The following is a 25,149-nucleotide window of genomic DNA, read 5'->3' as shown; positions in this document are numbered from 1 at the left end:
GGGCCATTGGTGCTCAATCCGGAAGAGGCTTGGGGAGTTCCTCGCAGAGATGCGCACGCGCCCGCTCGGCGGCAGACTTTTCCGTGTCTTCCCTGGTCGAATGATCGGGATGTCCCAGATAGGCGATGCGCCATCCGGCAGTCGCGCGGAAGGTCCGGTCTTCGGCGAAGGGATAGACGACACCTTCATTCGAGACGCCATAGAGCAGCACACTGTCTTCTGATTGAGAGTCCAGCATTTGCTGGAAGCCGAACTCCTCCGTCAGTTTTGTGTGCCGTATTTCGAAGCCTTCCTTGACGATCAGCCCCTCCAGTCTTTCGAGCGTCACGTCATCCTTGAAGAGAACGCGTCCCGCGGGCGTGGTGGCGCTTTCAGCCTGGTCGGCCAGACGAATATTGAACACGTTGCCGGATCCGAATTCGCCTGCATAGCGCATGCAGGCCAGCGCGTTGAGCGGTGCCCGGTGGGACAGCGCAAGCAACTCGCCAATGCCGACGAGGTCGAGACGCCGGTCGGCATCGTCGGATACGACGGTACCGAAATAGGTGCGAAGCCCGGCCATACGGGCCTTCCTGATCTGATCCCATGAGGTGTCGGAAAGAATGACATCGATGTCGAGCTTCTTCAGGCTGAGGGCGACAGCCTGGGCCAGCGGATTGCCGCCGAGGATCAACACGCCACGGGCTTCCGGATCCGCGACCTTCATCAACCGGGCGAAGGGCCGGGCCGTCAGACCCTGCACGAAAACGGTGACGACGATCACTGCGAAGGTGACGGGAACAAGGATGTCGGCCCCCTCGACCCCGGCTCGTTCCAGTTCGATAGCGAAGAGGGCCGACACGGCGGCGGCCACGATGCCGCGCGGTGCGATCCATGACAGTACGATCCGTTCCGGCCAGGGCAGATCGCTTCCAATCGTTGAAATCATCACGGCCACCGGACGCGCAACGAAGATGATGAAGCCGAGAAGGGCACCGGTGATGGTCCAGTTCATCTCGAAGGCCGAAGCCGGAACGCGCGCCGCCAGCACGATGAACAGAACCGATGTAAGCAGGACGGTCAGGCTTTCCTTGAAGTCGAGAATATCGTCCGTATTTACGTCTTTCGTATTGGCGAGGATAACCCCCATCACGGTGACGGCCAGCAGTCCGGACTCGTGGGCCAGCGCGTTGGCGAGGGAAAAGGTCAGCAGCACCACAGCCAGGGTCGTCACATTGTGCAGATAGTCCGGCAGGACATGGCGCCGCATGATGAAGGAAAGGCCGAAGGCGGCGGCCATACCGAGTCCGATTCCGGCACCGAAAATCTCTACCGCGAGCAACAGGTCCTCCACCTGTCTGGTCCCGAGCGCAACGAGCTGGAAGATGACCACCGCGGCCAGCGCACCGAGCGGGTCGATCAGGATGCCCTCCCAGCGCAGAATATTGGCGAGCGATCTGGTGGGCCGAACGGTCCGGAGGATAGGAACGATAACGGTCGGTCCGGTAACGGAGGCGAGCGCGCCGAAAAGAAGTGCGACCTTCCAGGAGAAAATGCCGAGCGCCCAGGCGGCCAGTGCAATCAGCAGCATCGACACAAGGGCGCCGACCGTGACAAGCCGTGTAACGACCTGACCATGTCCCCGGATCTCCCTGAATTTGAGTGTCAGGCTCCCCTCGAAAAGGATGACGGCAACACCCAGCGAAACGGCGGGAAAGAGGAGATCGCCGAAAAGCGCATCGGGATCGAAAAGACCGAGTACCGGCCCGGCCAGCAAGCCTGCCAGAAGGAGCACGAGGATGGCCGGTTGTTTCACCCACCAGGAAAACCACTGGGCGGCGATGCCGATGGCGACGATGAGGGCGATGACAAGGCCGGTGTCGAGATTGTCGGGCATGAATGCTTTCTGGCAGTGTCGAAAGAGGGGCGGCGGCGATTACTCGCCTTCGGTCTCGATCATGATAACGCGGCCGCAATGTTTACAATGAACGGCGTCCGGGTCGTGGCGGTTCAGTCCGCAATCCGGACAGGTGTATTTAACCTTCTGAGGGCGGAATATGGTTTGTGCGAGCCGCAAGAACAGGGCCACGCCGAAAACCATGATGATGACGGCAAGCAGGCGTCCCGACGTTCCTGTCAGGGTGATATCGCCGAACCCGGTGGTCGTCAGTGTCGTCACGGTGAAATAGAGCGCGTCGATATAGTTGCCGATGGCCGGGTTGATGGGTTTCTGGATGACATAGACCACAGCCGTCACGACGAAGATGAAGACCAGAAGATTGACGATGGCCTGAATGACGGCTTCGTGGCGTACGAACACGGCATAGCGCTGCCTCACCTCCGACAAGACGTGATAGGAGCGCAGAAGCCTTAGCGCGCGCAATACGCGGAGAAATGCGAAATTCCCGGCGATGGCAACACTGAGAAGGCTGAAGATCACGATGATGTCGGCCAGCGTTTCCAGCTCGACTAGGTATTGCCATTTGTTGCGTGCAACGACCAGGCGCGCGGCGAAGTCGACCGCCAGCACCGCGCCGATCAGAAGGTCCGCCGCGATCATCCATGTGTTGTATTCCATGAAGGAAGAGACGACGAAAAAGCCGATTGTCACCACGTCGAACGCAAGCAGGGCATAGCGAAAGGCGACGGCTTGCCGGCTATTCCCGAGATAGAGCGTTTCGAGCCGCGCCTTGAGTGTGTGACTTGTTTTGAGCATGCCGTGAGGCGACCTCGTCTGAATCCTTTGGAATCGCATCCTACAACAACTCACGCAGGGCGTAGATAGGCGCTTCCCGGGCTGTTTTTCGGCGGAAACCTATATGGCGGTTTCCGGGCAGACTGTACGAATTCGTGTGTGTCGACCGCCTCAACGCAGGTCACATAACTCGACGGAATTCCCAATGACCTGTCCATGTTCCGTGAACAAACTCAATCGCGGATAGAGAACCTTTAGGTCGAAAGGAATTCGAACAAGCTGTCACATCAAAACCGGATCAGGACCACCTGTTGCCGGCCGGTGAGGCGAACCAGTAGAGCCCCCCACTCACCAAGCGCGGTTCGTCGGATGCATCCGGCAAGCGGGAACGGTCCCCGGTCAAGGAATTTGAGACAGCTTGTGCCCGGGGTCCGTTATCGCAGCGATCTCTCACCCGTTGCGTGACGGCCCCGGGACCTGAATTCGCCAAACCGGGACGGATGACGAATGCAGAGTGATTACATGCCTTTTCAGGTGCCCCACCAGCCGAACTCCACTGGCATGACGGGCAATGGGTACACGGAACGCCATCGTACGATTGGCGATATTCTCGAGTCGGAGGAGGATTGCCGCGCGATCCTTGAAGCAGCCCGTTGGCCAGGCGGGCCGGTTTGTCCGAATTGCGGTGCGGAGCAGGCGGCGTCCCGCCTGACCACCCGGCCGGGGCTTTGGACGTGCAAGGCTTGCCGGGCGAGCCAGTACAGCGTGACGTCGGGAACGCAGCTTCACCGTTCGCGTCTGCCGGTGTCGGCCTGGGTGCGGCTGTATTATCTGACGCGTATTCGCGGCCAGCAGCTGAGCAATTCACAGGTCAGCCGCAAACTCTCCGTCGCATATCTTACGGCGCGCAGCATGCTGGAGCGTCTCGACGCGATGGAGAACGAACAGCCCGATATGGCTCGTCGTCTCTATGATCAGCTCTATTCGATTCTTCGCCGTGGCGCGGAGAGCTGAACTTTCGGTCCTGCGGATTGAATGAAATCGAAGCGCGTCTGCGTGGCTATGCGCAGGCGCGCTGACCCAGCGAGTCTTCCAGAAATTTCACGAGATGCTGGATCTGGACGGGTTTGTGGAATACTTCCACCGCCCCGCAATCGGCCAGGCTCGCGCGGAAATGCGCATCATTGTCGCCCGTCATCAGGATGACGATGATCCGGTGGTCGAGCCCGCGCGCAGCCTGCGCCACGCGCACACCATCCCATCCCGGCATATTCACATCGAGGATCAGCACGCGCGGCTGCTCCCGCACGATCATCTCCACAGCTTCATGGCCATCGCCCGCGGTGAGGGTATCGAAACCGCGCCGCGCGAGGAATTCGCTGATCTCCTGAAGCTGCTCAGGATCGTCATCCGCGATGAGAATGGGAGACTGCATTGTTCGTCATGCCGTTCTGGTTGAAGGCCCGGTTCCGCGCCACAGTTGTTGTGTGGATAGCCGGGGACGCTTCACACCATTTAGGCATAGAGGTCGTTAAAAGGGCCTGAATCGTTTCGCTCGGAATTGACACATCTGAGACAAACAGGCGCCTGGACGAAGAGCTTCAGTTCCGGACATGCGCATCGTCTCGCGCCAGAATGCCGTCGAGTACCGACAGGTCGACAGGTTTGGGGCAGATGCCCAGAAGCCGCAATCCGTAAGCCTGGCATTGAGCTTCGATGCCGCGCATGAGCGGCTCTTCAGCGCCCGAGGTCACAACGATGCTTATGTCGTGAAGGGAAGGGCGGTCGGCAATTATCTTGAGGATTTCATATCCGTCGAGCCCCGGCATATAGAGATCGAGAAGCAGTATTTGTGGCCTGTAGGCCTTGACGATCTCCTCGAAATCCGACTTTGGTGTCCGAAGAACGACATCGTAGCCGCGTGCCCGCAGGGCATCGGAGCACTCTTCGGCGAAATCGAGATCGTCGTCGCAGATCATGATGCGCTTGAGGGCGACTTCGTCCTGCATATTCGTATTTTCCGTTTTGTCGCCCATGGGGAACTCCGACCCTAACCGAGACAGTCAGTCTTGCAGCTTATTGCATATGAGTGCGCGTGAATATGCACTGTCAGCCCACCAGCCTGGGCACCCCGCAGCTCGTCCCGTTTACACCCATATCAAGTGTGCCGATCTGTACGCCGAGGGTGGCGAGGAGTTGGTCGATAGGGGTTTCTAGGGCGCTGATGAGAGGGACTACGGCAAGAGAGACAGTCGTTTTAATCGCATTGGCAGACAAGCCAACGAGCGAACTCAACAGACCTGAATTTAGTACATTCACACTCAGATTGAGATTGCTAACCAGACTGGAGAGCAAAGTAGAAAGGCCGACGCTTGAACTGACGGTCTTCAACGTACCATTGTCGATTTCGTTTTGAGTGAAGTCTTTAGTCGAAGGTCCCCCCTGGCCGAGTTGGGCGTCAGCCGATGCAGAGATAGCAGCTAACGTAATTCCGATTGCCTTCAATCGAGCAATTTCCGGATCGCTGAGAGTGGGCGAGCTACCGAAATTATTTAGGGTTGCATCGTCAATCGCGCCAACCTTCGCTTTGGCTACACCTGTCGTGCCAGTGACGCTCACCATCGTGCCATTGCGGCTGCATGGGATTGCGGAGATCGTTGCGGTGCCCGAAGCGGATTCCAGATATATCGGGAGAGAAATATTTGTAGAAATCAGTCCGATGTCGACTGATGCAATAGTGGCGTCCAAAGCAATTCGAACTTGCGCGGTTTTGACTTGAATGCCGACCGGACCGACTTTCGAAGAGGCTTGCGGTTCGCCTATGGCGATACGCGTGCTGATGCTGGTCCCCGTAATTGGGACACTGACGGTTGGCCCCAGATCGATCGTTTGCCCGTTTGCTTGTCCCATCACGGCCGCGATGAGCAGGTCGTAGACATTCACCTTGAGGTCGTTTGTCCCTGTCTTGATGATGTTGCCGATCTTCCGGTTCTGCAATTCCGAAGCATCGACGACGGCACTGACCGAAAGGTTCAATGCATTGAGCGCGCTTCCCGGCAGCGCGTTGAGGGCCTGTTGCGCGGCCACCGGATTGCCGGAGGACTGGCTGGTATCTCCGGACGTCAGCACATCGAGCGCGGCATTCACGATGTCGCCGACAGACGCATCGGCGCTCAGCAGGTCGCCATATGTGCCGCTGACACCGATTTGCGTCGCCAGCGCATCGAGAAAGGCGAGGGCATCGATTTTCGTGTCGACCAAACCCTGGTAATTCGCGGCGGAGAGGTTGATGGCTGTCCCGAGCAGCGCGGTCAGGAGATTGTTCGCAATGCCATCATTGAGCGACGCAAGACCCGTCCCAGCCGATATCGATGCCTGGTTCACCATTGCGGCGGTCGATTCCGCATAGACTTCCGAGATGCCGGGAACGCCGAAAAATTGAGCGAAATAGGTGGGCGAGTCGATGCTCGTCATGACCTTCACGGCGTTGTCCGTGCCGGCCGTCGCATCGAAGCGGTCGGCCGCAGCGGTGCTTTCATCCGCATCGTAGCCGCCTGATACGACCTGAAGGCTTTTGGGGCTATCGAAACCATTGGCAGACAGCGCTGCCTCGGCGCGTGCCGTCGGGTTTCCGCCGGCTTTGCCGATGTCACGCACCGCGGACATGGCGGCGGCGTCTGTGGCCGCCTGAAGCTGGCGTTTGGCATAGAGCAGGGAGCCCGCATCGATCACGATCACCGAAACCCCGATGGCAGCCACGATCGCGCCGACCGCAAGAATGGAGATGGCTCCCCTTTCGTCGGCGGCGAACCGGCCCCATAGCGAAATGAGCGACCGCTTCATGCTGAACTCCTCCTGAAGCCAGTTTCATAAACCATGATTGACATAAGGTGAATGGCCCAGGCGCCAGATTAAGGCATCCTGCCCGCCTGCGAGCCGTGTGTTTTGTCTTTAAAGGTGATCCTCTGTAGCCGGAGCATGGCAGATGGTCACTTCGCTCACACAAAGCCACAGATCGCAACACGCAAGAGCGCTTTCCCGTCCTATCAAGGAAGTCAGCAGACAGCAGGCGGAAGAATTTCGCCGACGGGCTTAGGGAGGGCGTTATGTCGACACCGAAATTTACCAGAACAATGGCTCTGACGCTTCTTTGCGCGGGGCTGTCGGCCTGTGGTACGGACAGCATTTCGATGTCCTCCGAGGTCGGCGGCGGCGCCGCGCGAAGCGGATATGCGACCAATCAGAGCGGTGGGTCGGTAACGCCGGCTTCCACAGGTTCTCTTTCGGAGGGTAGCGTTCCCGTCGATGGCCTCGGCGTGACAGGCGATGGCGGCGTCCTTGACGGTCTGACGGGATCGGACCCCATAGGTGGCGTGATCGAGCAAACGCTTCCCCAGCTTGCGGGTATTCTGGGAACGAAACCGGGCGCGGAGACAGATGGCATCGTGCCTGAAATCGCGGGTGCGCTGGCCGGGACGGGCGACGGCGTTATCCTGCCCGGCGGCCTCGGGCTCACCGGTGAAGGCGGTGTCGTCGCCGATCTTCTCGGTAGCGATGTAGGGGGCGACCTTCTCGGCGGCCAGGGGCTGATCGCGTCGAATATCGCGGGCGGCAATGACGGGCTGCTCAGCAGCGTCCTCGGGGACAATCCGACCAAGGGGCTTCTTGCCCCGGCGACGGATAACCTGCCGCTCGGCCAGCTTACGACAGCCCTTGCCGGGCAGGCATCGCTTGGCATCACCGGACAGTCCGGCTTGGTCGCTGACCTTCTCGGGTCCGATCTGACGGCGGGCGTTCTGCCCTTGGGCGGCGTCGTGGGCGGCCTTCTGGGCGGTGGCGATGCCGGGGTTCTTGGCAATGCGTTGCCTGAAGGCCAGGCACCGCTTGGCGCGGTAGGGAACACCGTCTCCGGCGTTCTGGGCGCTGTGGCCGGGAACTCCAGCCCTGTCGGCGATGGTCTGAACACGGTTCTGACGCCGGTGTCCGACGCGCTGGGCAGCGTGCCTGTGATCGGCGATGTTCTGGGCGGCCTCACGGGGCAAGGCGGTACGGGGCTCCCCGTATCGGGTGACCCGGTATCCGCAATCAACAATGTGCTTTCGCCGGTAACCGGCGGCTCGACCTCCGGGACAAACGCGCTGTCGCCGGTAACGGGGGCGCTCTCTCCGGTCACCGACGCGATCTCCTCGCTCCCCGTGGTGGGCGAGCCGGTGGGGGGACTGCTGAACGGTATATTGGGGACCGGCGGCTAGTCGCCGTCGCAAAAGCCCCGTTCGAGAACGGCAGCAACAACGATCCAAAAGAAAAGGGCCCCGCATACCGGGGCCCTTTTTAATTGCCGGGTACCGTGACCCTGCACCTTAAGTGTCGAGGTCAGAACCTGACTTCGGCCGACACGAAGAGGCGCGGGTCCTTGTTGCCCTTGGATGTGACATTCCGGTTGATGGGCTTGTCCATTTCGACGCCGAGAGACAGCCACTTCCTGTTGGAGGCATTCAGCCCCACGCCGGTCGAGAGCAGCTTCGCGTCGCCCTACAGATCCACCTTCTGGTTGAAGACGCGGGAATGGTCGATGAAGGTGTAGGGCGTCAGCGACCAGCCGCCCAGCATGTCGACGTCGAAACGATACCCCGCCTGGGCGGAAAGACCGTAGCCGCTGTCGCCGCTGACTTCGGATGTGTCATAGCCGCGGCCGAACTGCGCGCCGCCGAAGCTGATCTCTTCAGAACTGTAGAGCGAATCCGGACTGTATTGCCCCGCGGCCTTCAGCGTAAGAAGCAGTTTCTCGGTGGCAGCATAGATGAGCGTCGCATTGCCATAGAATTTGGTGAAGTTCGGCACGGCGCCCAGGCGCGAATGCAGCTTGTTGTCGGGGCCTGCGCCGAATATGGACAGGCCTTGCGTCATGCGGAACGAACCTCCGACCGTGACGCTCTCACCGACGCGTCCCGTATATTGCGCGCCTGCATAGACGGCGCGGATCGCATCCTCACTGAAAGAAATGCCGTTCAGGATATTCTTCGACGTCGTGTAATAGCCGCCGGTCTCCAGCCTGAGCGTTTGATTGACCGCGCGGATCAGCGGGTAGCTCAGCTGGAAGTCAAACTGGTTGCTTTTGCTGACGAGTTTGTTCGGCGCAGGTATGTCGGGAGACAGCGAACGCGCGTAGGACGCGCCGAGCGTGGCGCGCAACCCGTCGGTACCGATAAAGGTGGACGCTGCGGCGCGATAATATTGCTGTTTGTCGAGCTCGGGTGAAACGAGCGTCGTCACCGACAGCTGATCGCCAGAGCCGAACGCGTTGTTGACCATGCCTGTGACATAGGTCGCAAAAGGCAGGTCTTCGAGATTGGAACGATTGTCGAGCGCGGTGGAAGCCGAAACGAGTTCGTAATCGGTGGTCAGCGTCAGCGTCGCCGAACCGGTATAGACATTCATGGCCGTCAGGCGTCCGCCGATTTTCAGGCCGGGTATTTCGCTGATGAGAAGAAGGTAGCGCTGCAGCGTATCGACCGTGAGAGGCCGTTCCGCCGTGATCCGGTTGCTGAATCGTTCGATGGTGCTGCGCAATCGGTCATTGTCCGTGTCGATCGAAACCTTGCCGATATAGCCTTCGACGACACGCACGATGAGCGTTCCGCCGCGCACAACCTGGACAGGAATATAGGCGCGGCCGAGCGCATACCCGTTGTCGGCATAGAGCTTGTTGACAGCATCGAGCGAGGCACGCAGATCGGCGGAGGTGATCTGCTTGTCGAGCAGGCCGTCGAATTTCGCGGCGATCTCCTTGGCGTCGATGACCTTGTTGCCTGCGATACGAACGGCCGAGAACCGGAAATTGAGCACCCGGGAAGACCCGTCGGGAAGATTGAGTTGTTCCTGCAGTTTGGGAACTTCCCGCTTCGGAAGGTCAGGGGCAGGCTCCGGCGGTGTCAGCACCGTTCCAGGAGAAGGAGCGGTCTGGACATTCGGGGCCGCAGCCAGAACAGGATGTGAAATCAGTGCGACCGTCGATGTCGCGATAAGTAAAGCCCGACTGCGATTTGTCATGTCCCTCCACCCCATATTGCCGTCCTGTGCCGGCGTGATACTTGTCCGATTGACGACGAGTACCACAACCGTAGTCGAACCTGATTTCCGTTTAAGAAGAGTAATGTGCGCGATCGCCCCTTTGCGCGAGCGTGTGTGCATACTTAGTAGAAATGATTCTCGCAGCGTCGAAAAATGTCGGTGAAGTGATACGCTTTGTCCAACTGCTGGAGAAGTTCTCCATGTCGGCGTAAGGGTTATGTCGAGCCGACAAAAAGTCAGAAATGTAGAGTTCTTGAAATACTACTCTTTGTGCAGAGCAAAAGAACCCTGTTTTCGGGGAGATATGAAGAATAACCATGACGCCGAAAGGGTCTGTGCAGTTGTTCCTCTGCCGCAGGGAATACCCGCAATACTAGTGTGGGAAAAATTAGTTGATGAATACAAGTTAGAATTAACGAATGATGTTGTTAAATCGATTCACCGGAACTGTCTCAGCAAGATCTTGCAGGGCGTTACGGAGAAAGTCGGCCAGGTGGGTTCGGAGCGCGGAGGGTGGAATATCCGTGCTTTTCGGGCGGTAGTTACGGGAGCTGCAGCAAGGACTGCAGAAGGGGAGTTCGATGGCGCTGGATCAGCGGGTATTGCGTAATCCGGTTGTGTTGCTCGGTGTTGGCGCGGCACTTCTTGTCGCGGCGCTGGTCCTCATCTGGATCAGCCTGACCGGCCTCGACGCGCAACAGGCGGCGCGTGTGCCCTCGCAGCCCGCCCAGCAATCCGAACAGATCAAGACAGTCGAAATTCAGACCGCGGCCCGTGATATTCGGCGTGGGCACAAGCTTGCTGCGGAAGATGTATCGACGACGCGTGTCGAGGCACCCGCGCCGGAGGGAGCGATTGCAGCCGATGTAGATGTTGTCGGTCATGTCGCGCAGGCGGATATCGCCACCGGACAAATTTTGATGTCCAAGGCGCTCGGGAACGATCTTGCAGCCGCGGGGCTTGCTGCGCTCGTGCCGGATGGTTTTCGCGCCTATTCGATCAACGTGACCGAGGACGACATTCTTGGCGGCTTTCTGAAAGTCGGCGATCGGGCGGACATCTATGTCACCTTGCCGGGCAATATCTTTGCGCAGCAGCAGGTCGCCGGCGAGAAATCCGCGGACAGGAGCCGTGCGGCTCTTCTTCTTCAGAATATCCAGGTGCTTGCCGTCGGGCAGAAGCTCAGCACATCCGGTGCAGAAGCAGAACTTGGCGCGCGCACCATAGCGCTTGCGGCAAGTCCCGATCAGGTCGCCCGCTTGGCGCTTGCGCAGCGCCTGGGCGAACTGTCGCTCGCTATCCGGAAACCTGGCGACGACAAGGTCGCGGAAGCCCGGTTGATCGATCTGAGCGATATGCAGCCGTCCTCGGGAGAGGGTTTGGCGGGGGACGATTCCACGAAGCGCCAGAGCGGCCACAGGGTGGAAGTCCTGTCTGGCTCGGCGCAGACCACGATCTATACAGAGAAGTGAGGCGGGAGTGCTGGCCATTATGCGGCATTGGGCGATTGCGGAAATGAAAGGCGTCAGGGCGTTGCGTGTGTTGGTGACACTCGTCGTCTTCGCGCTCGTCGGCGCGGGAAACGCCGATGCGGCGACGCCGGTGAATGTGCCGCTGGGCGGTCAGAAGATACTCAACCTCGCGCAAAGCGTCGAACGTGTCGCTCTCGGCAATCCGAAAGTGGCGCAGGTTCAGGTCCTGTCCTCCAAACAGCTTCGCGTGCTCGGCAAGGCGCCGGGCAAAACCGATCTGACGGTCTGGTATTCTGACTCTGGGAAGAGCGGCGCTTACAGCATTCGCGTAGGAGCCGATACCGGCGATCTGCAGGGCGCCCTGAAGAAGGACAAGCGTCTCTCCGGTGTGCGCGTCGTGCAGGGCGGCGAGGGGGTGGCGCTGAAAGGTCAGGTTTACAGCCTGGACGATCGTCAGCGCGCCGCTAGCCTTGCAAAAACCTATCTGGGAAAGGACGCGGACAACCAGATCCAAGTGGCCGATCGCCGGATGGTCGCGGTGCAGATCCGTTTTGCCGCCGTGTCGGTGAATACGCTGAAGGCTTTGGGAATCAATTTCCAGACATTGGGCAATGATTTCCAGTTTGCCTCGACCGTACCCAACACGGTCGAATCATATTCAGTGGGTACGCGGGGCGTTTCGGTGACGGCGGGGCTCCCTCTGTCGCAGGCTTTCAACCTTTTTCTTTCCGGAAGCAACGGCGATCTTTTCGGTGTCATCAGTGCACTGGACAGCGCCAATCTCGCGCAGATGCTGGCCGAGCCTACGCTTCTCGTGCGAAGCGGAGAGGAGGCCGATTTCCTTGCAGGCGGTGAAATTCCGATACCGGTTCCCCAGTCCGGGTCCGGCAACAACACCGTCACGATCGAATACAAGCGCTTCGGTGTGCAGCTCGGCGTCAACGCGACGGTTCTCGACAATGACCGCATCGTGCTCAAGGTCGCGCCGGAAGTGAGCGAGCTCGACTATTCCAACGGCATTGAGATCCAGGGGTTTCGTATCCCGGCTCTCCGGTCGCGCTCCACGCGCACCACGATCGAACTGGGCGACGGGCAAAGCTTTGTGCTCGCGGGGCTGATGTACAGCTCTTCGACGAATGTGGAAGACAAGGTACCGGGATTGGGCGACTTGCCGATTATCGGCCAGTTTTTCCGCACCACGCAGAATTCGCGCGAACGGCAGGAACTGATCATCGTCGCCACGCCGCGGCTTGTTTCGCCCATGGAGGCGGGAACCATGCCGAAACTGCCGGGCGAGGGCGTGCCGCCTTACGATCCTTCTCTTGAGCAGCGGCTGCTCAATACGACGACGCTTGACGACCATATTGTGAAGCACGGGCTGATGAGGTGAGTGGGTGACGTACCGTGTATTGTTGATTTCGGGTGAGGGTGAGCTTGGCGAGCAGCTGAGACGGGCGTTGACGTCGATTGCGACCGTCATGCGCAGCGATCCGTCTACCGATGCGGTTCAGGAGGTGGCGGCTCAGTTTGCGCCCGATTGTGTGATCGCCGACAGCGATTTCCGCATGGGCGCAAGCACGGCCTACGAGCGTCTCTCCTCCGTGCGGCAATGGTTCCCCGACCTTCCCTATCTGGTGATCGGGAACGAGGCCGGCGCCCAACTTATCCTTACGGCCATGCGGGCGGGCGCGAGTGATTTTATTGACCGCGATGCGCCTGACGACGAGGTGTTGAGTGTCGTCCAGCGCCACATCGCAGCGAATGTTCGCGCGCGCCGCGATACCAGTGCCCGCTTTGTTGCGGTCATGTCGGGAGGCTCTGGCGACGAGGACCGGGATCTGGCCGTCAATTTGGCTTCCCTGATCGCCGAAAGGCAGCCGCAGGACGGTGTCCTGCTGGTCGATCTGTCGCTCCCGGCCAGCGATGCCGGCATTGCCCTCAATATGGATTTGCCTTTCCTCATCAAGGACGCGGTGAGGGAAATGTCCCGGCTTGACCGCACACTTCTCGACTCCGCGCTGGCGCAGTGTCCGAGAACGGGGCTTTACGTTCTGCCGCTTGCCGTTCATGGCGATACGGAAGAATGGTTCCTCGATGCTCAGGACCTCGGTGCGGCGCTGGAAGTGCTGCGGTCGCTCTATAAGGTCGTGGTGATTGCCTTCGGACCCTTCTCGCGGCGGGAAGATGTTTTGCGGCTGCCCGGCGAGGATGCCGAGATGATCGTGCCCTGCAATCAGCGGTTCTCTTCGGTCAAGGCGGCAGCGGAGATTATCGCCTTGCTGAAATCCGTTCGGCCGTCGGGCACCGAGCCCATGCTTGCCGTTCACGAATACTCTGGAACGATGGTGCCGCAGTTCGAGGCGATCCGTCAGGCGACCAATGCGCAGCGCGCGATCCGGCTGCGCACAAGCTGGGACAGCATGACGGAAGCGTTGAACAGCGGTGTGCCGCTCTCCGTGTCCGGTCGCTCTTCCTATACAGAGGAACTGGAAGATTATCTTGAATCCCTTTCCCTGATTTCAGGGCGGGAAGACGCAAGAACCGCCAGCCAGCCCTTGCTGGCCTGGGCCTCGAAGTTGTTGGGATAAGACATGAAGTACGGGATGCAGCCATATCTGCGTGGGCCTGAAGCTTCATCGAACGATATCGGTGTTTCCGACCGGTACCAGGAAATCAAGTTCCGCGTATTCGATCTGACGCTCGAATATCTCGAGCAGCAGGGCGTTGAAGGCGAGGCGCTGCCCACAGCAGTTCTGCAGGATGAGATCGCCCGTGCCATCTCCGTTGTCCTGATGTCGCGCGGCATCGCTCTCAATATGCGCGAGCGCGCTCAACTCATCGAGGATGTGCAGAACGAGATCACCGGCTTCGGGCCATTGCAGCCCCTGCTGAACGATCCGGAAGTCGACGACGTGATCGTCAACGGTCCCAATCGCATCTATGTGGAGCGCAAGGGCGAGCTGGAGCCGGTGAATACGCGCTTCCGCGATACCACGCATTTGATGAATGTCATTCAGCGCATCGTGAGCCCGATCGGCCGGCGCGTGGACGAAGGCTCGCCCTATGTCGACGGCCGCCTGCCTGATGGCTCGCGCGTCAATGTCATCATTCCCCCCGTCGCGCTTGACGGGCCTGTGGTGTCGATCCGCAAGTTCAAGCGCGTACCGCTGACCGGCGACGACCTCGTGCGCGGGGGAAGCCTGACGCGGGAAATGCTCGATTTCCTCACCAGTGCCGTTCGCAACAAGCAGAACATCCTCATTTGCGGCGGCACGGGTTCGGGTAAGACAACGCTGCTGAACGTCCTGAGCTCTTACATCGGGCTGAAGGAACGACTTGTGACCATCGAAGACGCCGCGGAACTTCAGCTCCAGCAGGCGCATGTGGTGCGGCTGGAAACGCGACCGTCCACGCCGGATGGCGGCTCGGAGGTCAGCTCGCGGGATCTTCTGCGCAACGCGCTGCGTATGCGCCCCGACCGCATCATTCTCGGCGAGGTCCGGTCCAGCGAAGCTATCGAAATGCTGCAGGCCATGGGCACCGGGCATGATGGATCTATGGCGACCCTCCATGCCAATGCGCCGCGCGATGCGCTGGAACGGCTCGAGATGCTGATGGGTCTTTACGGCTTCTCGTCGGATTTGCAGGCCGTTCGCCGCTTCATCTCGGGTGCTATCGACATCGTTGTTCATATTTCCCGCCGTACAGACGGCGTTCGCGAAATCGCATCGATTTGCGAGGTGGTCGGCATGGAAGGTCCGACCTATTCGCTCAGGGAGGTGTTCACAAATGGCGCCGACCGGGGCAGGAAGAGGGTGGTCTAGCATATGGCGTTTATCGGCTTCATCTTCGCACTGATATGTATCGCGATTGCTGCGTTGCTGGCGCTTGCCGTGTACAGGCAGCGCGACGATATGGCCGTGGAAAGGAAGCTTACCGGTCTCCTCAGCACGGAGCGGGCCGCCGCCATGGCCGCATCGCGCGATGAGGAACAGGATGACACGATAGAGCGGTGGCTGCCCGTTTGGCTGAGGCGTCGTCTCTTCCAGGCCGGTATTGAGATCGAACCGATAAATACGGGCGTGCTCGGTTTTTTCAGCCTGGCCATTCTACTTGGTCTCGTGAGCTGGTTCGGCTTTGCGATAATGGTACTGATCACGCTCACTGCGATACTGGTTGCTCTCGCTGTCGTCGACCACCTTGCACGCAAGCGAATGAATGCCGTCAGTGGTGCCATGCTCGGATATTTTGATCGGGTTCGGCAGCTGCTGATCGTCGGCAACAGTCTGCCGGTTGCTCTCAACCGTGCGACGGCATCTTCTTCGCCGGTCCTGGCTGAAGTGTTCACGCCGACCATGAGGCGTATCGCCAATGGCGCAGGCGTCGGTGAAAGCATGTCTCAACTCGCCGATGAATTGGAAGTCTATGAGATACGTCTCTTTGCAACGGCGATCGAAACCAATCTTCGTTTCGGCGGTTCCATCACACAGATCATCGCCAATCTGATCGAAAACATTCGTCGTCGCTCGGCGGTGGAACGGGAAGTGCGTGTGAATACCGCGCAGATCCGCTCCAGCGCATGGGTGCTAGCCCTGTTGCCGATGGCAGTTGCATCATTAGTGATGATCGACAATGAGGATTATGTCGGCTGGTTCCTGCACGATCCCACTGGCCGCTTGCTCCTCATTTACTGCGTATCGTCTCAGATCATCGGTGGCATCCTGATGCGCACCGTTGTGAAAACGTCCTACTGAGGGAAGCGATGCTCGACGGACTGACATGGATTATTGCGATAGCAGCGGCCCTGACGGGCGGGCTGGCGCTTGTCTTGTCGGCCGTCATCCTGCTGCGACAGCGGACCGTGTCGATGCGGTTCGGCGAAATGTTCGAGACGGAAGGCTTTGCGGGGTCGGGCATCGACCGTCTCCTTTTGTCTCTGGAACAATTGGGACGTCGCATAGCAGGCGAAAGCGTAAGCTCCGAAGTCCGGGACCTCATCGTTCAGGCGGGCTTCTTTGCCGGCGCTGCGCCCTACATCTTTCTGGCACTGCGTCTTGCGTTCGCTGTGCTGCTTACGATTGTGATGTTCTTCTGGCTGCAGGCGACCCGAGGGCTGGGCCCGATCCAGATCGTCATCGGCGCCTTCTTCGGATACCTCGTTTATCGCTATGCGCTGATCGCCGTGAAAGTCTTGGCCGAGCGTCGCGCAGCCAAAGTGCGCCGGGAAATGCCGCCAGTACTCGATATTATGCTGATGGTGCTCGATGCGGGCGTGAGTGTCGATCAGGCATTGAGACATCTGTCTGTTGTCGCCCCCAAAACCGCGCCTGTCACGGGGTATGTCCTGAAACGCCTGATTGCCGATGTGGAGTCGGGCGTGCCATACGATGTGGCTCTGGACCGCATGGGACACAGGATGGGTGTCGATGAAGGTCAGGACTTCGCCAATATCATCAAACAGGCGCTTCTTTCCGGTGGCGAGTTGGGGTCGACCCTGCGCCGGTTCTCTGCCGATCTTTCCGATATTCGCATGTCACAGGCACGCGAAAGCGTGGGCAAGAAGGCGACGCATCTCACGATCGTGATGATCCTGTTTTTCATGCCTGTCCTGTTGATCGTTCTGGCAGGCCCGGCAGCCGTGCAATTGTCTAGCGGTATAAGTTCGGTGGCTCACGACATGCAGGAAAGAGGAGCGGAGAGATGAGATCGGTTTTTTTGGCCGCTGCGACTTTTCTTTTGGTTCCCGTCCTTGGCGGGTGCGCATCCATGGACCGTGCTTATGACGCCATGATGGAGCCGGAACATCCGGCGCCGCAGGAGATGACGGAAGCGGCCAAGCCGATCGATGCTTCCTCCACGCGGAAACTCTATCTGAACGCCGTGCGGGGGCTGATCGACCAGGGGCGCTACAAAGCCGCTCTGGCCTATCTCGATCAATATGCCGTCAGCGAAAAGGGCGGTGCGGAATATCTTTCGCTGCGGGGGGAGGCATTGCTCGGCACCGGCCAGTACGATGCCGCGGTCGACACATTTACCGAGCTTGCCGGAACGGGCCGCGCCGCGGATGGCTATGCCGGGCTGGGGAGGGTCGCCGCCGCCCGGGGCAATTGGAGCGAAGCGGCAGAGCATTTCGGCAATGCCGTTGGAGCGCGTCCAGCCAGTGCCGAATATCTCAACAATCTCGGCTATGCGCGCCTTCATCTCGGGCCCGAGGCATTGAAGCAGGCTGAGTTCAATCTGCGGCAGGCCTACGAACTGAGCCCGGCTTCGACATCGATCCGCAACAATCTGGTTCTTGTTCTGATGATGCGAGGCGAAAAAAGAGAAGCGCAGCGGCTGATCGATGGGATTGCGACGCGTAAGGAGCGTTTGGCCGTTCGCGATTTTGCGCGGAGCTGGGTGAAGGACCAGGAAAAGAAGCAGGCCGTGAATTGATATGACGTCGGCAAAGGAGAGACGCGTGATGAAGCATATGACAATTGCACTGGCGGGAGTTTCATTCCTGCTGGGAGCAGGCGCGGCTGCCGCACAGCAAAAATCTTCCACTGCCGAAGATGTGATGGCGGTTCAGTATGCAGCCAAATCCAGGCCTGTTCCGATGCAGGCGGATGAAGCGGAGCGCATTCACGAGGAGTATTTGAAGAATATCGGCAAGAAGCTGGAAAAGCCGGCTTCGACATCCGGCACAGGAGCCGGGAAGTAGCCGAAATGTTTTTGCTGGCTCACACAAATCCACTCAAATTGACACACACCCGGTGTCTGGAGTGGCAGGATAGTTGAGCTGGTAAACGCACTGTCAATAGACAGGCGATAGCATTTTAAGACCCGGGTAAGGAGTGCCTGAGTGGTTCAGGTACTTGGTGAGGAAGGCCATAAGGCCATATATGGAGGAACTTGCTATGACCATGATTGGCAAGATCAAAGCGTTCAGTGAGAGGTTTGCGCAGGACGAAAGCGGTATTTCCGCTGTCGAGTACGGCCTGCTGGCAGCAGGCATCGCCCTCGTCGTTTACACGGCGGCGTCTGGTGTGGGTACCGATCTTCAATCGATCTACACCAAAGTCGGGACCAACCTTTCAACGGCGGCAGGAAGCTGAACCAGTTGCTGGATAGTTCCCATGAACAGCAATTGGTTGGGTAAATTTGCAAGCTCCGGGGGTCGTATCCGCGTTAGGCGGGTGCGGCCCCGTGCTTCCTTCCGGCGAAACGAAAGCGGTTCCGTCGCGATCGAGTTTGCGTTTGTGTCCGTTGTGTTCTTTGCCATTCTCTTCGGCATCATCACATTCGGCTTCATGTTCGGCACACGCATAGCTCTTTCCTATGCGGTGGCCGAAGGTGGCCGCGCCGCCATGGCAGGGCTCAATACAGGTGAACGAGAGACGCTTGCCACGACCGCGATAAATGATGCGCTCAACGCCTATTCGCCCTTGGTGGATCCTGCCAAGGCATCGATTACTTTCGACACGAGCGGCACAAATAATTCCGTTATGAAGATCACGATTGCCTATAGCGACAATCGTTTTACGTCCATGCCGTTTGTGCCCTCTCTGGGAGACCTGCCGCCCGTCGAAACGACATTCGTCGTCGCCGACCCGTCAGGTTGAGGCGGATCATGACCGCTTCCGATCGTCCCTGGACGAATGACCGCCCTCAGGAAAATGGGTTGGCTCCAAGCGGTGTCACGCCCTCCGATGTTGCCCTTCGGCTGGCGCCGATCCGAAGTGAAAGCGAGCTTCGAGGCGCGCTTGCCGAGCTGGCGGGGCAAATCGAAGAAGACGCTTTGCTGAAAAATTTCATATTTGTCGAGATTGCCCCTGCGGCTTCCGGCGGATGGCGGCTGAACTGGCAGACGCCCTCCGACGGGTCGTTTCTGCAGGATACGCCACGCCTTTCCGAATGGGCCATACGCGCGGAGCGCCGCCCGAATACAGCGATGCAGGGGCCGGACGGGAAGTCGTTGGCGCTTGTCGTGCCATCCGGGACGTCGCTGCTTGCGGTCATTGCCTGCCCTGCGGGCGAAAGCGTACCGGCGCACGGTCTGATGACCGATGTGGCAAAGCTTGCGGCGGCAACGCTCGAGCGCCTCCGGGGCCAGGCCATGCAGGAGGCGGGGCGGCGTGCCAGCGAAACGCAGCTCAGCTATGTGAACAATGCGCTCGCGCTGGATGCGGATATCCTCTGGGAGGCCTCTGCAAATGGCGTCCTGCATTCCCGGCGTGTGCTGAACGGGAAGGCGGATCTCGCCGCACGGGTGGAAGGTCTGTCGCTTTCCAGTTTCGTGCCACGGGACGGCGCAGGGAATGTAAAAGATCGTCTCGCGAGCGGCGAAACAATCCGACAGCTTGCCGTGCGCATTCCGGACGCCGAGGGCGGGGCGGGACGGATCGTGCGGTTTAGCGGAATGAGCAATCCCGAGGGGGGCTTCTTCGGTACGCTGATGGCGGAAGTGGCCTCCGATGAGCGCCGGTCGCTCAGCGAAGCGGCTTCCCTGATGAACGACGTCAGCCGCGCCCGCAAGCGGGAGGAACGACACCGTCGCGAAGCGGAGATCATGCTGGAGGGGCTTCGGTTGCTTCTCGGCAATGCGACGTCGCGAGAACGGCTGGAAAAACTGGTTGCACTGCTGAAAGACGCACTCCGCGCCGATAAGGCCGTTCTGGTGGAGCAGGCGGTGGACAGGTCTATCCGTCTGTTGGTGCCACGCGACGGGATGCTCCCGGCCCGGGTGGAGCGTCTGATACGGCAGTTCGATGACTGGCTTGCCGGCAAGGGGGTGCGCGTCCTCGGTGAGAAGGTCGATGAAGCGGCAGATATGCAATCTGCTTTCAACCTGCCTGAACGGGAGGTTGCGATCATCGCCTTGCCGCTTCGCTCGGAGACCGCATATCTGGTTTGCGCTGCGCGCAGCCCGAACGGGTTCGACAGCGCCGATCTCGATTTCGCTGCGCGGTTCAACCTTCTCCTCCAGCAGGCCTTTCAGTTGCGAGAGGAACAGTCGCAATTAGCGCAGACCGCCAAAATGGCAGCGCTCGGCCAGATGTCGGCGAGCATTGCGCATGAACTGCGTCAGCCCCTCAACACGATTTCCATGTCGGCGCAGAACCTGGAGGCCATGCTCGAATCGCCGGACGTGCCGCCGGATTTCATCCTCAAGAAAGCGCAGCGTATTCTTGCCCAAGTGGAGCGCGCCAATGATGTCGTCACCCGCCTTCGCCGTTTCGGCCGCAAGGGAACGGGATCGGAAGAAGAAATCGCGCTTGCCACGCTGGCGGAAAACGTAAGCGCGATCATGGGACATGTATTGATGCAGAAGGGCGTGCGCATCGAGATCGATGTGCCGGAGGCGCTAGCTGTCTCCGTCGACCCGTTGCAGATCGAACAGGTGCTTACAAATCTCGTGCAGAACGCGACCGATGCCATGTCGGGCGTCGGGGCGGATGCTCGTGACGGGGAGAAGAGAATTACGATTTCGTCGCGTCGTCAGCCCGGTGAGATATGTCTCGACGTTCTCGATACAGGCCCCGGTTTTCCCGACAAGATCCTGGATCGGGCTGCAGAACCCTTCTTCACGACCAAGCCGTCGAATGAAGGAACGGGGCTGGGGCTCGCCATCTGCGACGCAATACTGCGCGAGCATGGCGGCCGCCTCGACATCGGAAATTGCGATAACGGGGGCGGGCGCGTAACGCTCGTCTTTCCCACGCAAAACTGAAGCGCGGAACCGGGGCTCTTTCACTCAGCTTTCCGTTGGAAATCCGGTGAACAGGTAGCCTTTTCCTCGAATGGTTTTGATCACCATCGGATGGTCGGGATTGGGTTCCAGCTTGCGGCGAAGTTTCACTACGATGCTGTCCAGGCTGCGGTCGTAGGGCTGCCATTGGCGGTTGAAGACACGTCTGCAAAGCTCTTCGCGTGTCTGCGGCCGTCCTTCATGCGCCACGAGCTCGATCAGCAAGTCGCATTCGGCCGTGGTCAGCGGTACGAGATTGCCATCCGGGGAGGAGAGCTTTCTGCGCATCGGATCGAAAATCCAGCGGCTGCCGACCTCGTCCATCAATACGCTCTGTTCCTCCTGGGCACCGCCGCCCCCGCCGCTGGTCTGAGACCGCCGGAGCAGGGCGCGAATACGCGCCAGAAGCTCGCGCAGATTAACGGGCTTCACCACATAATCATCGGCCCCGAGTTCGAGTCCTACGACCTTGTCGGTCGCCTCGTCCTGGGCGGTGCACATGATGCACGGGGTCATATGAGTCTGCCGGATTTCCCGGAGAAGGTCGAACCCGTTCTCATTCCCGAGCCAGAGATCGAGGACGATCAGGTCGAATGTATTGTCGCGGAACATCTGCAGCGCGGTCCGCGCATCGGACGCCTGAGATACGGCCATTCCGTTGGCGGACAGATAGCTCCCGAGTTCCTCCAGAATATCCGGATCGTCGTCGACAAGCAGCAGGGACGGTTTCGACATGGCGGTCCCTTGCGATTCATCATCGCGTATTGACACATTGGTCATTTCGCAGTCCTCCCACCGGTGCGGATGCCTTCTGGAAGCGTCCCCCAAGGATGGCTTCCACAGACAAACATAACGCCCTAAAAGTTTACGAAACACTGTGGCCGCTTGAAACCCGTTGGTGCTGATTCACGCAAAGGAAAGCGCCGAATTTTTGTCAGTTGGATCATACGGATTCGAGGTTATCGGGAATAGTAGGTCCGATTCACCTTTCGCCACAGATTTCTACACCTCAAGCCTCGAAATCATTTCAAGCTAGCCCCAATTTGAAACTGTCAGGTGACGAGAACAGGGCGCAAATATGGAACATGAACGCAGAACCCGGGTGAGTGAACCGCCATTGCACCCCATAGATGATGGGCTGGCAGATCTCTCAAGTGCCGTCAGTAGTCTGAGCGATCAAGAGCTGAGGGAGCTTCTCGATGCCTTGCTTCGGGAATGGCGTGCCCGATGCGAGGAGGCGGCGCCCCGGTACAGCTAGGTTGCTAACCGGGGGCGCCATGCATTATTGCTGTTTGGGCGTCTTTCCCTTGCAGGGATAGGCCCATGCGAGGCTCGTCGCCATGTCGAGGCTCGCCGGCATATCGCGCAATTCCGGCTTTTGCTTCAACAGGGCCAGATAGACACGCCGGACCCTTTCGCCGTTCACGCCGCTTTCCGGCAGGCAAAAGGACGGCTTTTCGATCTGACGGCGCACGAAACTGTAATGCGCAAGAAAACCGTTGATATAGGCGCCGCAGACCTGGAGCCGCTGACGCTCTCCATCGGTCATGGCTTTTGCGTCAGCGGGGTTGGCACAGGCCTCCGCCACGTCGCTTCCAGTCTGAAGCGAACTCAGCTCCGCTGCTGCGTGCGCGCCCGGTGCCAGGCCCATCATGAGCCCGGCCATAAGCCCCGCCGAAATAGCCAATTTGATACGCATTCCATTCCTCCCGGTCAGTCGTTTGGGGTGCGCGTCGCTGCGCAATCTCGATCTGGATGCTATCAAGCTGACTCAACCAGTCTGTCTGATTTGTGTGTGTATGTGTCGAGCTGAGTGATCTTTGTATAGAAAGCCCGGTCACGCATTGGGTTGCACACGGGGAAACGTTACGGCTCTGAGCCTGACGGAGGGCCGCATGACGATGCGCGCCTGCGGCATTACCTCTGCGGTATTGAGCACCTGAACCCCCATCTTCTGGGCATAGGTTCCCAGAATGAGCACAGCCTCCATAAGGGAAAAGCTGGACCCGATACATATGCGCGGACCGCCGCCAAAGGGCAGGTAGGCGTGGCGGGGGCGCTCTTTGCCGGCCTCGCCGAGAAAGCGTTCCGGCCTGAACTCCTCAGGTTCGCTCCAATAGGTTTCGTGCCGGTGCAGCAGCCAGGGCGAAATGAGCACTCTTTCCCCCGCTTTTACAGTGATACCGGGGGCCACCTCCGTCGTCTCGTTGGCTTTTCGCAGGAGATTGGCCACCGGCGGATAGAGCCGCAGGGCTTCATCTACAACCGCCCGCGTATAGGGCAGTGACGATAAATCGTCCGCCGTCAAAGCACGCCCTTCCGCTACCTGATCCACTTCGTCCTGAATGCGGACCATCGCGTCGGGGTAGAGGGAGAGCAAGTACCATACCCAGCTCAGCGTGGTTGCCGTGGTCTCGTGCCCCGCCAGCAGGAAGGTTGCGATTTCGTCGCGGACATTGTCGAGGGTCATGTCCTCGCCGCTATCGGCCTTGGAGGCGTCCATAAGCTTGCCGATCAGCGAGGAGCGGATCTGGTTGTCGCGCGCATGCTTGATGATCTTGCGGGCGAACTTGGTAAGGCTTCTCCGCCCCGGCGCGACCAGCGCTTCGATGACGCGATCCCGGCCATAGGGCGGAAGGAGAACGCCCGCGAGAAACATGCCCGGAAACTTGTCCAGCGTGCCGCCCACCGTATTCGAAATGTCTTCAACATCGGATTCCAGATCGCAGCCCAGTATGGCTTCTCCGATAATGTCCAGCGTCACGCGGGTCATTTCCGCGTCGATGGGGAAGGCATTCTTTTGCGACAGGGCCCGATGGGCCGACCGTTCCGCCGCTCGCACGAAAAGCGGAGCGAACTCCTTGAGCGCGGCATGCTGGAAAATGGGAGCGGCCAGCTGCCGTTTGCGCCGCCAGCTCTCGCCCTCATCCGTCAGCAAACCTCTGCCGAGAAGTGGGCGCAACACAGCGAGCTGATTGTCCTCCTTGGGGAAATTGTCCGCAGCCGTCACAAGGATGTGTCGAATGGCGTCGGCGTCGTTGATGACGATGCCCCGACCGGAAGCAGAAACACCGATGCGGAACCGGCTGAAGCGCTCCCGGTACCAGGCTTCCGGGAAGGAGGCGATGAGGTTGGTGAGAATGGCAGGCTGGATCAAGGCCCTGGCGAGACCTACCTGATGGCGGGGTGGGGTCGGTCTCGCTGGAACGACGGTCCTCCCGGGAACATCTGATCCGAAATCTTCGACCGCCGACATTCTCATCTCCCATATTTTTGTGGACTGCGCGTGGCAGTCAGATTGGCTGAACCGTGCCGCCGCCGAATTCCTTCATAACGGAACCGACAAGCTCGCGATTGTCATGATCCCAGGGATGAAAGTCCTTGCGGTAGAAGTCGAGATAGGGACGCAACAGGCCCCTGAGCGCCCCGTTCTTGCCGAACAGGAACTTCATGCCGCCGAACCACAGCTTGATACGCGAGCCTTTGTAGTCGCGCAGCAGAAGCCGCATGTTGCGGATCACGTGATGTGTGAACTCGATCGTCGTAAGGATCATGGCGGAGCGGCGCATGCCTGTGCCGCCGCCTACGGCTTCGAAGACGTCGAACGCAACGGCTTTGTGCTCGGTTTCTTCCAGCGCGTGCCAGTGCCAGAGTTCTTTCATTTTCGGGTGCGCGCCCTCAAGAGTCGCCGGGTTGCGGAAAGTCGCATCGGCCATGATCGCGGTGAGGTGCTCGAGGGCAACGGTGCCCGCCAGCTGCCGCAACGCCGGAAGATGCTTCTGCGCAAAGGCCTTGCGCTTGGCGACGAGCGCTTCGAGTTCTTCCAGGTCGAGCCCGTGCGCTTCGCAGAGCGCTTCATTGTATTTCTGATGCTCGCGACGATGCACCGACTCCTGACCCATGAAACCTTTGACGCGCTCCTGAAGGACAGGGTCATCGATTTCACTGCGATAGGCTTTCACGCTATCGATGAAAAACTGTTCGCCCAGCGGGAACAGAATGGACAGCGCATTGAAGAATGCGGTCTTGAATACGTCGTCACTGTGCCAATTTGTGGCGAGGACTTCCTCGATATCGAATTGACGGTTACGAGTGACGATATCGACGTCCTCGGGTGTACGCGACAGGCTGGAATGCGTCATGAAATACTCTCCTCGAAATGCCGCCGTGGTGAATGTGGCAAGGCCACCGTGTTGCGTCAT

At 59.4% G+C, this 25,149-nt stretch carries 23 protein-coding genes; 13 read left to right on the top strand and 10 right to left on the bottom strand.

Annotation, left to right across the window (positions count from 1 at the left end):
• Nucleotides 1-13: 13 nt before the first annotated feature.
• Complete coding sequence (locus CMI59_RS06965; RefSeq protein ID WP_293326530.1) at nucleotides 14-1,876, bottom strand: sodium:proton antiporter; 1,863 nt, start codon at nucleotides 1,874-1,876, stop codon at nucleotides 14-16.
• Nucleotides 1,877-1,915: 39 nt separating this feature from the next.
• On the bottom strand, nucleotides 1,916-2,695 hold the full coding sequence (locus CMI59_RS06960) for a potassium channel family protein (protein WP_293326527.1): 780 nt from the start codon (nucleotides 2,693-2,695) through the stop codon (nucleotides 1,916-1,918).
• Between the two features lie 486 nt (nucleotides 2,696-3,181).
• Here CMI59_RS06960 and CMI59_RS06955 point away from each other — a divergent pair, with 486 nt between their 5' ends.
• A complete protein-coding gene (locus CMI59_RS06955) occupies nucleotides 3,182-3,688 on the top strand; it encodes a transposase (protein ID WP_293326524.1) in 507 nt (168 codons plus the stop codon).
• A gap of 46 nt (nucleotides 3,689-3,734) precedes the next feature.
• Here CMI59_RS06955 and CMI59_RS06950 read toward each other — a convergent pair whose 3' ends face one another.
• The 3 genes from CMI59_RS06950 to CMI59_RS06940 all read right to left on the bottom strand — a co-directional run bounded on the left by CMI59_RS06950 (nucleotide 3,735) and on the right by CMI59_RS06940 (nucleotide 6,517).
• Nucleotides 3,735-4,109 carry a response regulator gene (locus CMI59_RS06950; RefSeq protein WP_293326521.1) on the bottom strand — a complete coding sequence of 125 codons (375 nt, stop codon included), beginning with the start codon at nucleotides 4,107-4,109 and terminating at the stop codon, nucleotides 3,735-3,737.
• Nucleotides 4,110-4,275: 166 nt separating this feature from the next.
• Nucleotides 4,276-4,710, bottom strand: a complete 435-nt coding sequence (locus CMI59_RS06945) for a response regulator (RefSeq protein ID WP_293326518.1) — start codon at nucleotides 4,708-4,710, stop codon at nucleotides 4,276-4,278.
• A 73-nt stretch (nucleotides 4,711-4,783) separates the two neighbouring features.
• On the bottom strand, nucleotides 4,784-6,517 hold the full coding sequence (locus tag CMI59_RS06940) for a TadG family pilus assembly protein (protein ID WP_293326516.1): 1,734 nt from the start codon (nucleotides 6,515-6,517) through the stop codon (nucleotides 4,784-4,786).
• Between the two features lie 263 nt (nucleotides 6,518-6,780).
• On the opposite strand from CMI59_RS06940, the gene CMI59_RS06935 reads away from it, so the two are divergent.
• Nucleotides 6,781-7,926, top strand: a complete 1,146-nt coding sequence (locus CMI59_RS06935) for a hypothetical protein (protein ID WP_293326513.1) — start codon at nucleotides 6,781-6,783, stop codon at nucleotides 7,924-7,926.
• Between the two features lie 280 nt (nucleotides 7,927-8,206).
• Here the strand turns inward: CMI59_RS06935 and CMI59_RS06930 are convergent, their stop codons facing one another.
• Complete coding sequence (locus CMI59_RS06930) at nucleotides 8,207-9,724, bottom strand: ShlB/FhaC/HecB family hemolysin secretion/activation protein (RefSeq protein ID WP_293326510.1); 1,518 nt, start codon at nucleotides 9,722-9,724, stop codon at nucleotides 8,207-8,209.
• Between the two features lie 602 nt (nucleotides 9,725-10,326).
• Here CMI59_RS06930 and cpaB point away from each other — a divergent pair.
• The 11 genes from cpaB (at nucleotide 10,327) to CMI59_RS06875 (ending at nucleotide 20,929) form a co-directional block, all read left to right on the top strand.
• On the top strand, nucleotides 10,327-11,217 hold the full coding sequence (cpaB, locus tag CMI59_RS06925) for a Flp pilus assembly protein CpaB (protein WP_293326508.1): 891 nt from the start codon (nucleotides 10,327-10,329) through the stop codon (nucleotides 11,215-11,217).
• Between the two features lie 7 nt (nucleotides 11,218-11,224).
• Nucleotides 11,225-12,607, top strand: a complete 1,383-nt coding sequence (locus tag CMI59_RS06920; protein ID WP_293326506.1) for a type II and III secretion system protein family protein — start codon at nucleotides 11,225-11,227, stop codon at nucleotides 12,605-12,607.
• Nucleotides 12,608-12,611: 4 nt separating this feature from the next.
• A complete protein-coding gene (locus CMI59_RS06915; protein ID WP_293326503.1) occupies nucleotides 12,612-13,805 on the top strand; it encodes a hypothetical protein in 1,194 nt (397 codons plus the stop codon).
• A 3-nt stretch (nucleotides 13,806-13,808) separates the two neighbouring features.
• Entirely contained in the window at nucleotides 13,809-15,041 is a 1,233-nt protein-coding gene (locus CMI59_RS06910) for a CpaF family protein (protein WP_293326501.1), read from the top strand.
• A 3-nt stretch (nucleotides 15,042-15,044) separates the two neighbouring features.
• Nucleotides 15,045-15,971, top strand: coding sequence for a type II secretion system F family protein (locus CMI59_RS06905; RefSeq protein ID WP_293326498.1), 927 nt, complete (start codon nucleotides 15,045-15,047; stop codon nucleotides 15,969-15,971).
• A gap of 8 nt (nucleotides 15,972-15,979) precedes the next feature.
• Nucleotides 15,980-16,921 carry a type II secretion system F family protein gene (locus CMI59_RS06900; RefSeq protein WP_293326495.1) on the top strand — a complete coding sequence of 314 codons (942 nt, stop codon included), beginning with the start codon at nucleotides 15,980-15,982 and terminating at the stop codon, nucleotides 16,919-16,921.
• 62 nt (nucleotides 16,922-16,983) lie between these two features.
• Entirely contained in the window at nucleotides 16,984-17,652 is a 669-nt protein-coding gene (locus tag CMI59_RS06895; protein ID WP_293326492.1) for a tetratricopeptide repeat protein, read from the top strand.
• 28 nt (nucleotides 17,653-17,680) lie between these two features.
• Entirely contained in the window at nucleotides 17,681-17,920 is a 240-nt protein-coding gene (locus CMI59_RS06890) for a hypothetical protein (protein ID WP_293326491.1), read from the top strand.
• 196 nt (nucleotides 17,921-18,116) lie between these two features.
• A complete protein-coding gene (locus CMI59_RS06885; RefSeq protein WP_293326488.1) occupies nucleotides 18,117-18,314 on the top strand; it encodes a Flp family type IVb pilin in 198 nt (65 codons plus the stop codon).
• Between the two features lie 21 nt (nucleotides 18,315-18,335).
• Complete coding sequence (locus CMI59_RS06880) at nucleotides 18,336-18,821, top strand: TadE/TadG family type IV pilus assembly protein (protein ID WP_293326486.1); 486 nt, start codon at nucleotides 18,336-18,338, stop codon at nucleotides 18,819-18,821.
• An 8-nt stretch (nucleotides 18,822-18,829) separates the two neighbouring features.
• On the top strand, nucleotides 18,830-20,929 hold the full coding sequence (locus tag CMI59_RS06875) for an ATP-binding protein (protein WP_293326484.1): 2,100 nt from the start codon (nucleotides 18,830-18,832) through the stop codon (nucleotides 20,927-20,929).
• A gap of 24 nt (nucleotides 20,930-20,953) precedes the next feature.
• Here CMI59_RS06875 and CMI59_RS06870 read toward each other — a convergent pair whose 3' ends face one another.
• From CMI59_RS06870 to CMI59_RS06855, 4 genes are all read right to left on the bottom strand, one after another.
• Nucleotides 20,954-21,682, bottom strand: a complete 729-nt coding sequence (locus CMI59_RS06870; protein ID WP_293326481.1) for a response regulator transcription factor — start codon at nucleotides 21,680-21,682, stop codon at nucleotides 20,954-20,956.
• Nucleotides 21,683-22,229: 547 nt separating this feature from the next.
• On the bottom strand, nucleotides 22,230-22,646 hold the full coding sequence (locus CMI59_RS06865; protein WP_293326479.1) for a Rap1a/Tai family immunity protein: 417 nt from the start codon (nucleotides 22,644-22,646) through the stop codon (nucleotides 22,230-22,232).
• Between the two features lie 138 nt (nucleotides 22,647-22,784).
• Nucleotides 22,785-24,104: a cytochrome P450 gene (locus CMI59_RS06860; protein WP_293326477.1), complete on the bottom strand. Its 1,320-nt coding sequence runs from the start codon at nucleotides 24,102-24,104 to the stop codon at nucleotides 22,785-22,787.
• Between the two features lie 136 nt (nucleotides 24,105-24,240).
• The coding region (locus CMI59_RS06855; RefSeq protein WP_293326475.1) for a metal-dependent hydrolase at nucleotides 24,241-25,149 on the bottom strand (909 nt) is incomplete at its 5' end.

Source organism: Parvibaculum sp., assembly GCF_002684405.1.
Taxonomy (GTDB): domain Bacteria; phylum Pseudomonadota; class Alphaproteobacteria; order Parvibaculales; family Parvibaculaceae; genus Parvibaculum.
Note: the sequence above shows the minus strand (reverse complement) of the source record. Positions and strands in the feature narration are given on the sequence as shown.

Excerpts from the sequence above, each read along its gene's own strand:
- CMI59_RS06875 (WP_293326484.1), top strand. The coding sequence starts at position 18,830 with ATGACCGCTTCCGATCGTCCCTGGACGAATGACCGCCCTCAGGAAAAT.
- CMI59_RS06940 (WP_293326516.1), bottom strand. The coding sequence starts at position 6,517 with ATGAAGCGGTCGCTCATTTCGCTATGGGGCCGGTTCGCCGCCGACGAA.
- CMI59_RS06930 (WP_293326510.1), bottom strand. The coding sequence starts at position 9,724 with ATGACAAATCGCAGTCGGGCTTTACTTATCGCGACATCGACGGTCGCA.
- CMI59_RS06865 (WP_293326479.1), bottom strand. The coding sequence starts at position 22,646 with ATGCGTATCAAATTGGCTATTTCGGCGGGGCTTATGGCCGGGCTCATG.
- CMI59_RS06885 (WP_293326488.1), top strand. The coding sequence starts at position 18,117 with ATGACCATGATTGGCAAGATCAAAGCGTTCAGTGAGAGGTTTGCGCAG.
- CMI59_RS06960 (WP_293326527.1), bottom strand. The coding sequence starts at position 2,695 with ATGCTCAAAACAAGTCACACACTCAAGGCGCGGCTCGAAACGCTCTAT.
- CMI59_RS06905 (WP_293326498.1), top strand. The coding sequence starts at position 15,045 with ATGGCGTTTATCGGCTTCATCTTCGCACTGATATGTATCGCGATTGCT.
- CMI59_RS06910 (WP_293326501.1), top strand. The coding sequence starts at position 13,809 with ATGAAGTACGGGATGCAGCCATATCTGCGTGGGCCTGAAGCTTCATCG.
- CMI59_RS06880 (WP_293326486.1), top strand. The coding sequence starts at position 18,336 with ATGAACAGCAATTGGTTGGGTAAATTTGCAAGCTCCGGGGGTCGTATC.
- CMI59_RS06900 (WP_293326495.1), top strand. The coding sequence starts at position 15,980 with ATGCTCGACGGACTGACATGGATTATTGCGATAGCAGCGGCCCTGACG.
- CMI59_RS06935 (WP_293326513.1), top strand. The coding sequence starts at position 6,781 with ATGTCGACACCGAAATTTACCAGAACAATGGCTCTGACGCTTCTTTGC.
- CMI59_RS06950 (WP_293326521.1), bottom strand. The coding sequence starts at position 4,109 with ATGCAGTCTCCCATTCTCATCGCGGATGACGATCCTGAGCAGCTTCAG.
- CMI59_RS06965 (WP_293326530.1), bottom strand. The coding sequence starts at position 1,876 with ATGCCCGACAATCTCGACACCGGCCTTGTCATCGCCCTCATCGTCGCC.
- CMI59_RS06895 (WP_293326492.1), top strand. The coding sequence starts at position 16,984 with ATGGACCGTGCTTATGACGCCATGATGGAGCCGGAACATCCGGCGCCG.
- cpaB (WP_293326508.1), top strand. The coding sequence starts at position 10,327 with ATGGCGCTGGATCAGCGGGTATTGCGTAATCCGGTTGTGTTGCTCGGT.
- CMI59_RS06890 (WP_293326491.1), top strand. The coding sequence starts at position 17,681 with ATGAAGCATATGACAATTGCACTGGCGGGAGTTTCATTCCTGCTGGGA.
- CMI59_RS06955 (WP_293326524.1), top strand. The coding sequence starts at position 3,182 with ATGCAGAGTGATTACATGCCTTTTCAGGTGCCCCACCAGCCGAACTCC.
- CMI59_RS06870 (WP_293326481.1), bottom strand. The coding sequence starts at position 21,682 with ATGTCGAAACCGTCCCTGCTGCTTGTCGACGACGATCCGGATATTCTG.
- CMI59_RS06945 (WP_293326518.1), bottom strand. The coding sequence starts at position 4,710 with ATGGGCGACAAAACGGAAAATACGAATATGCAGGACGAAGTCGCCCTC.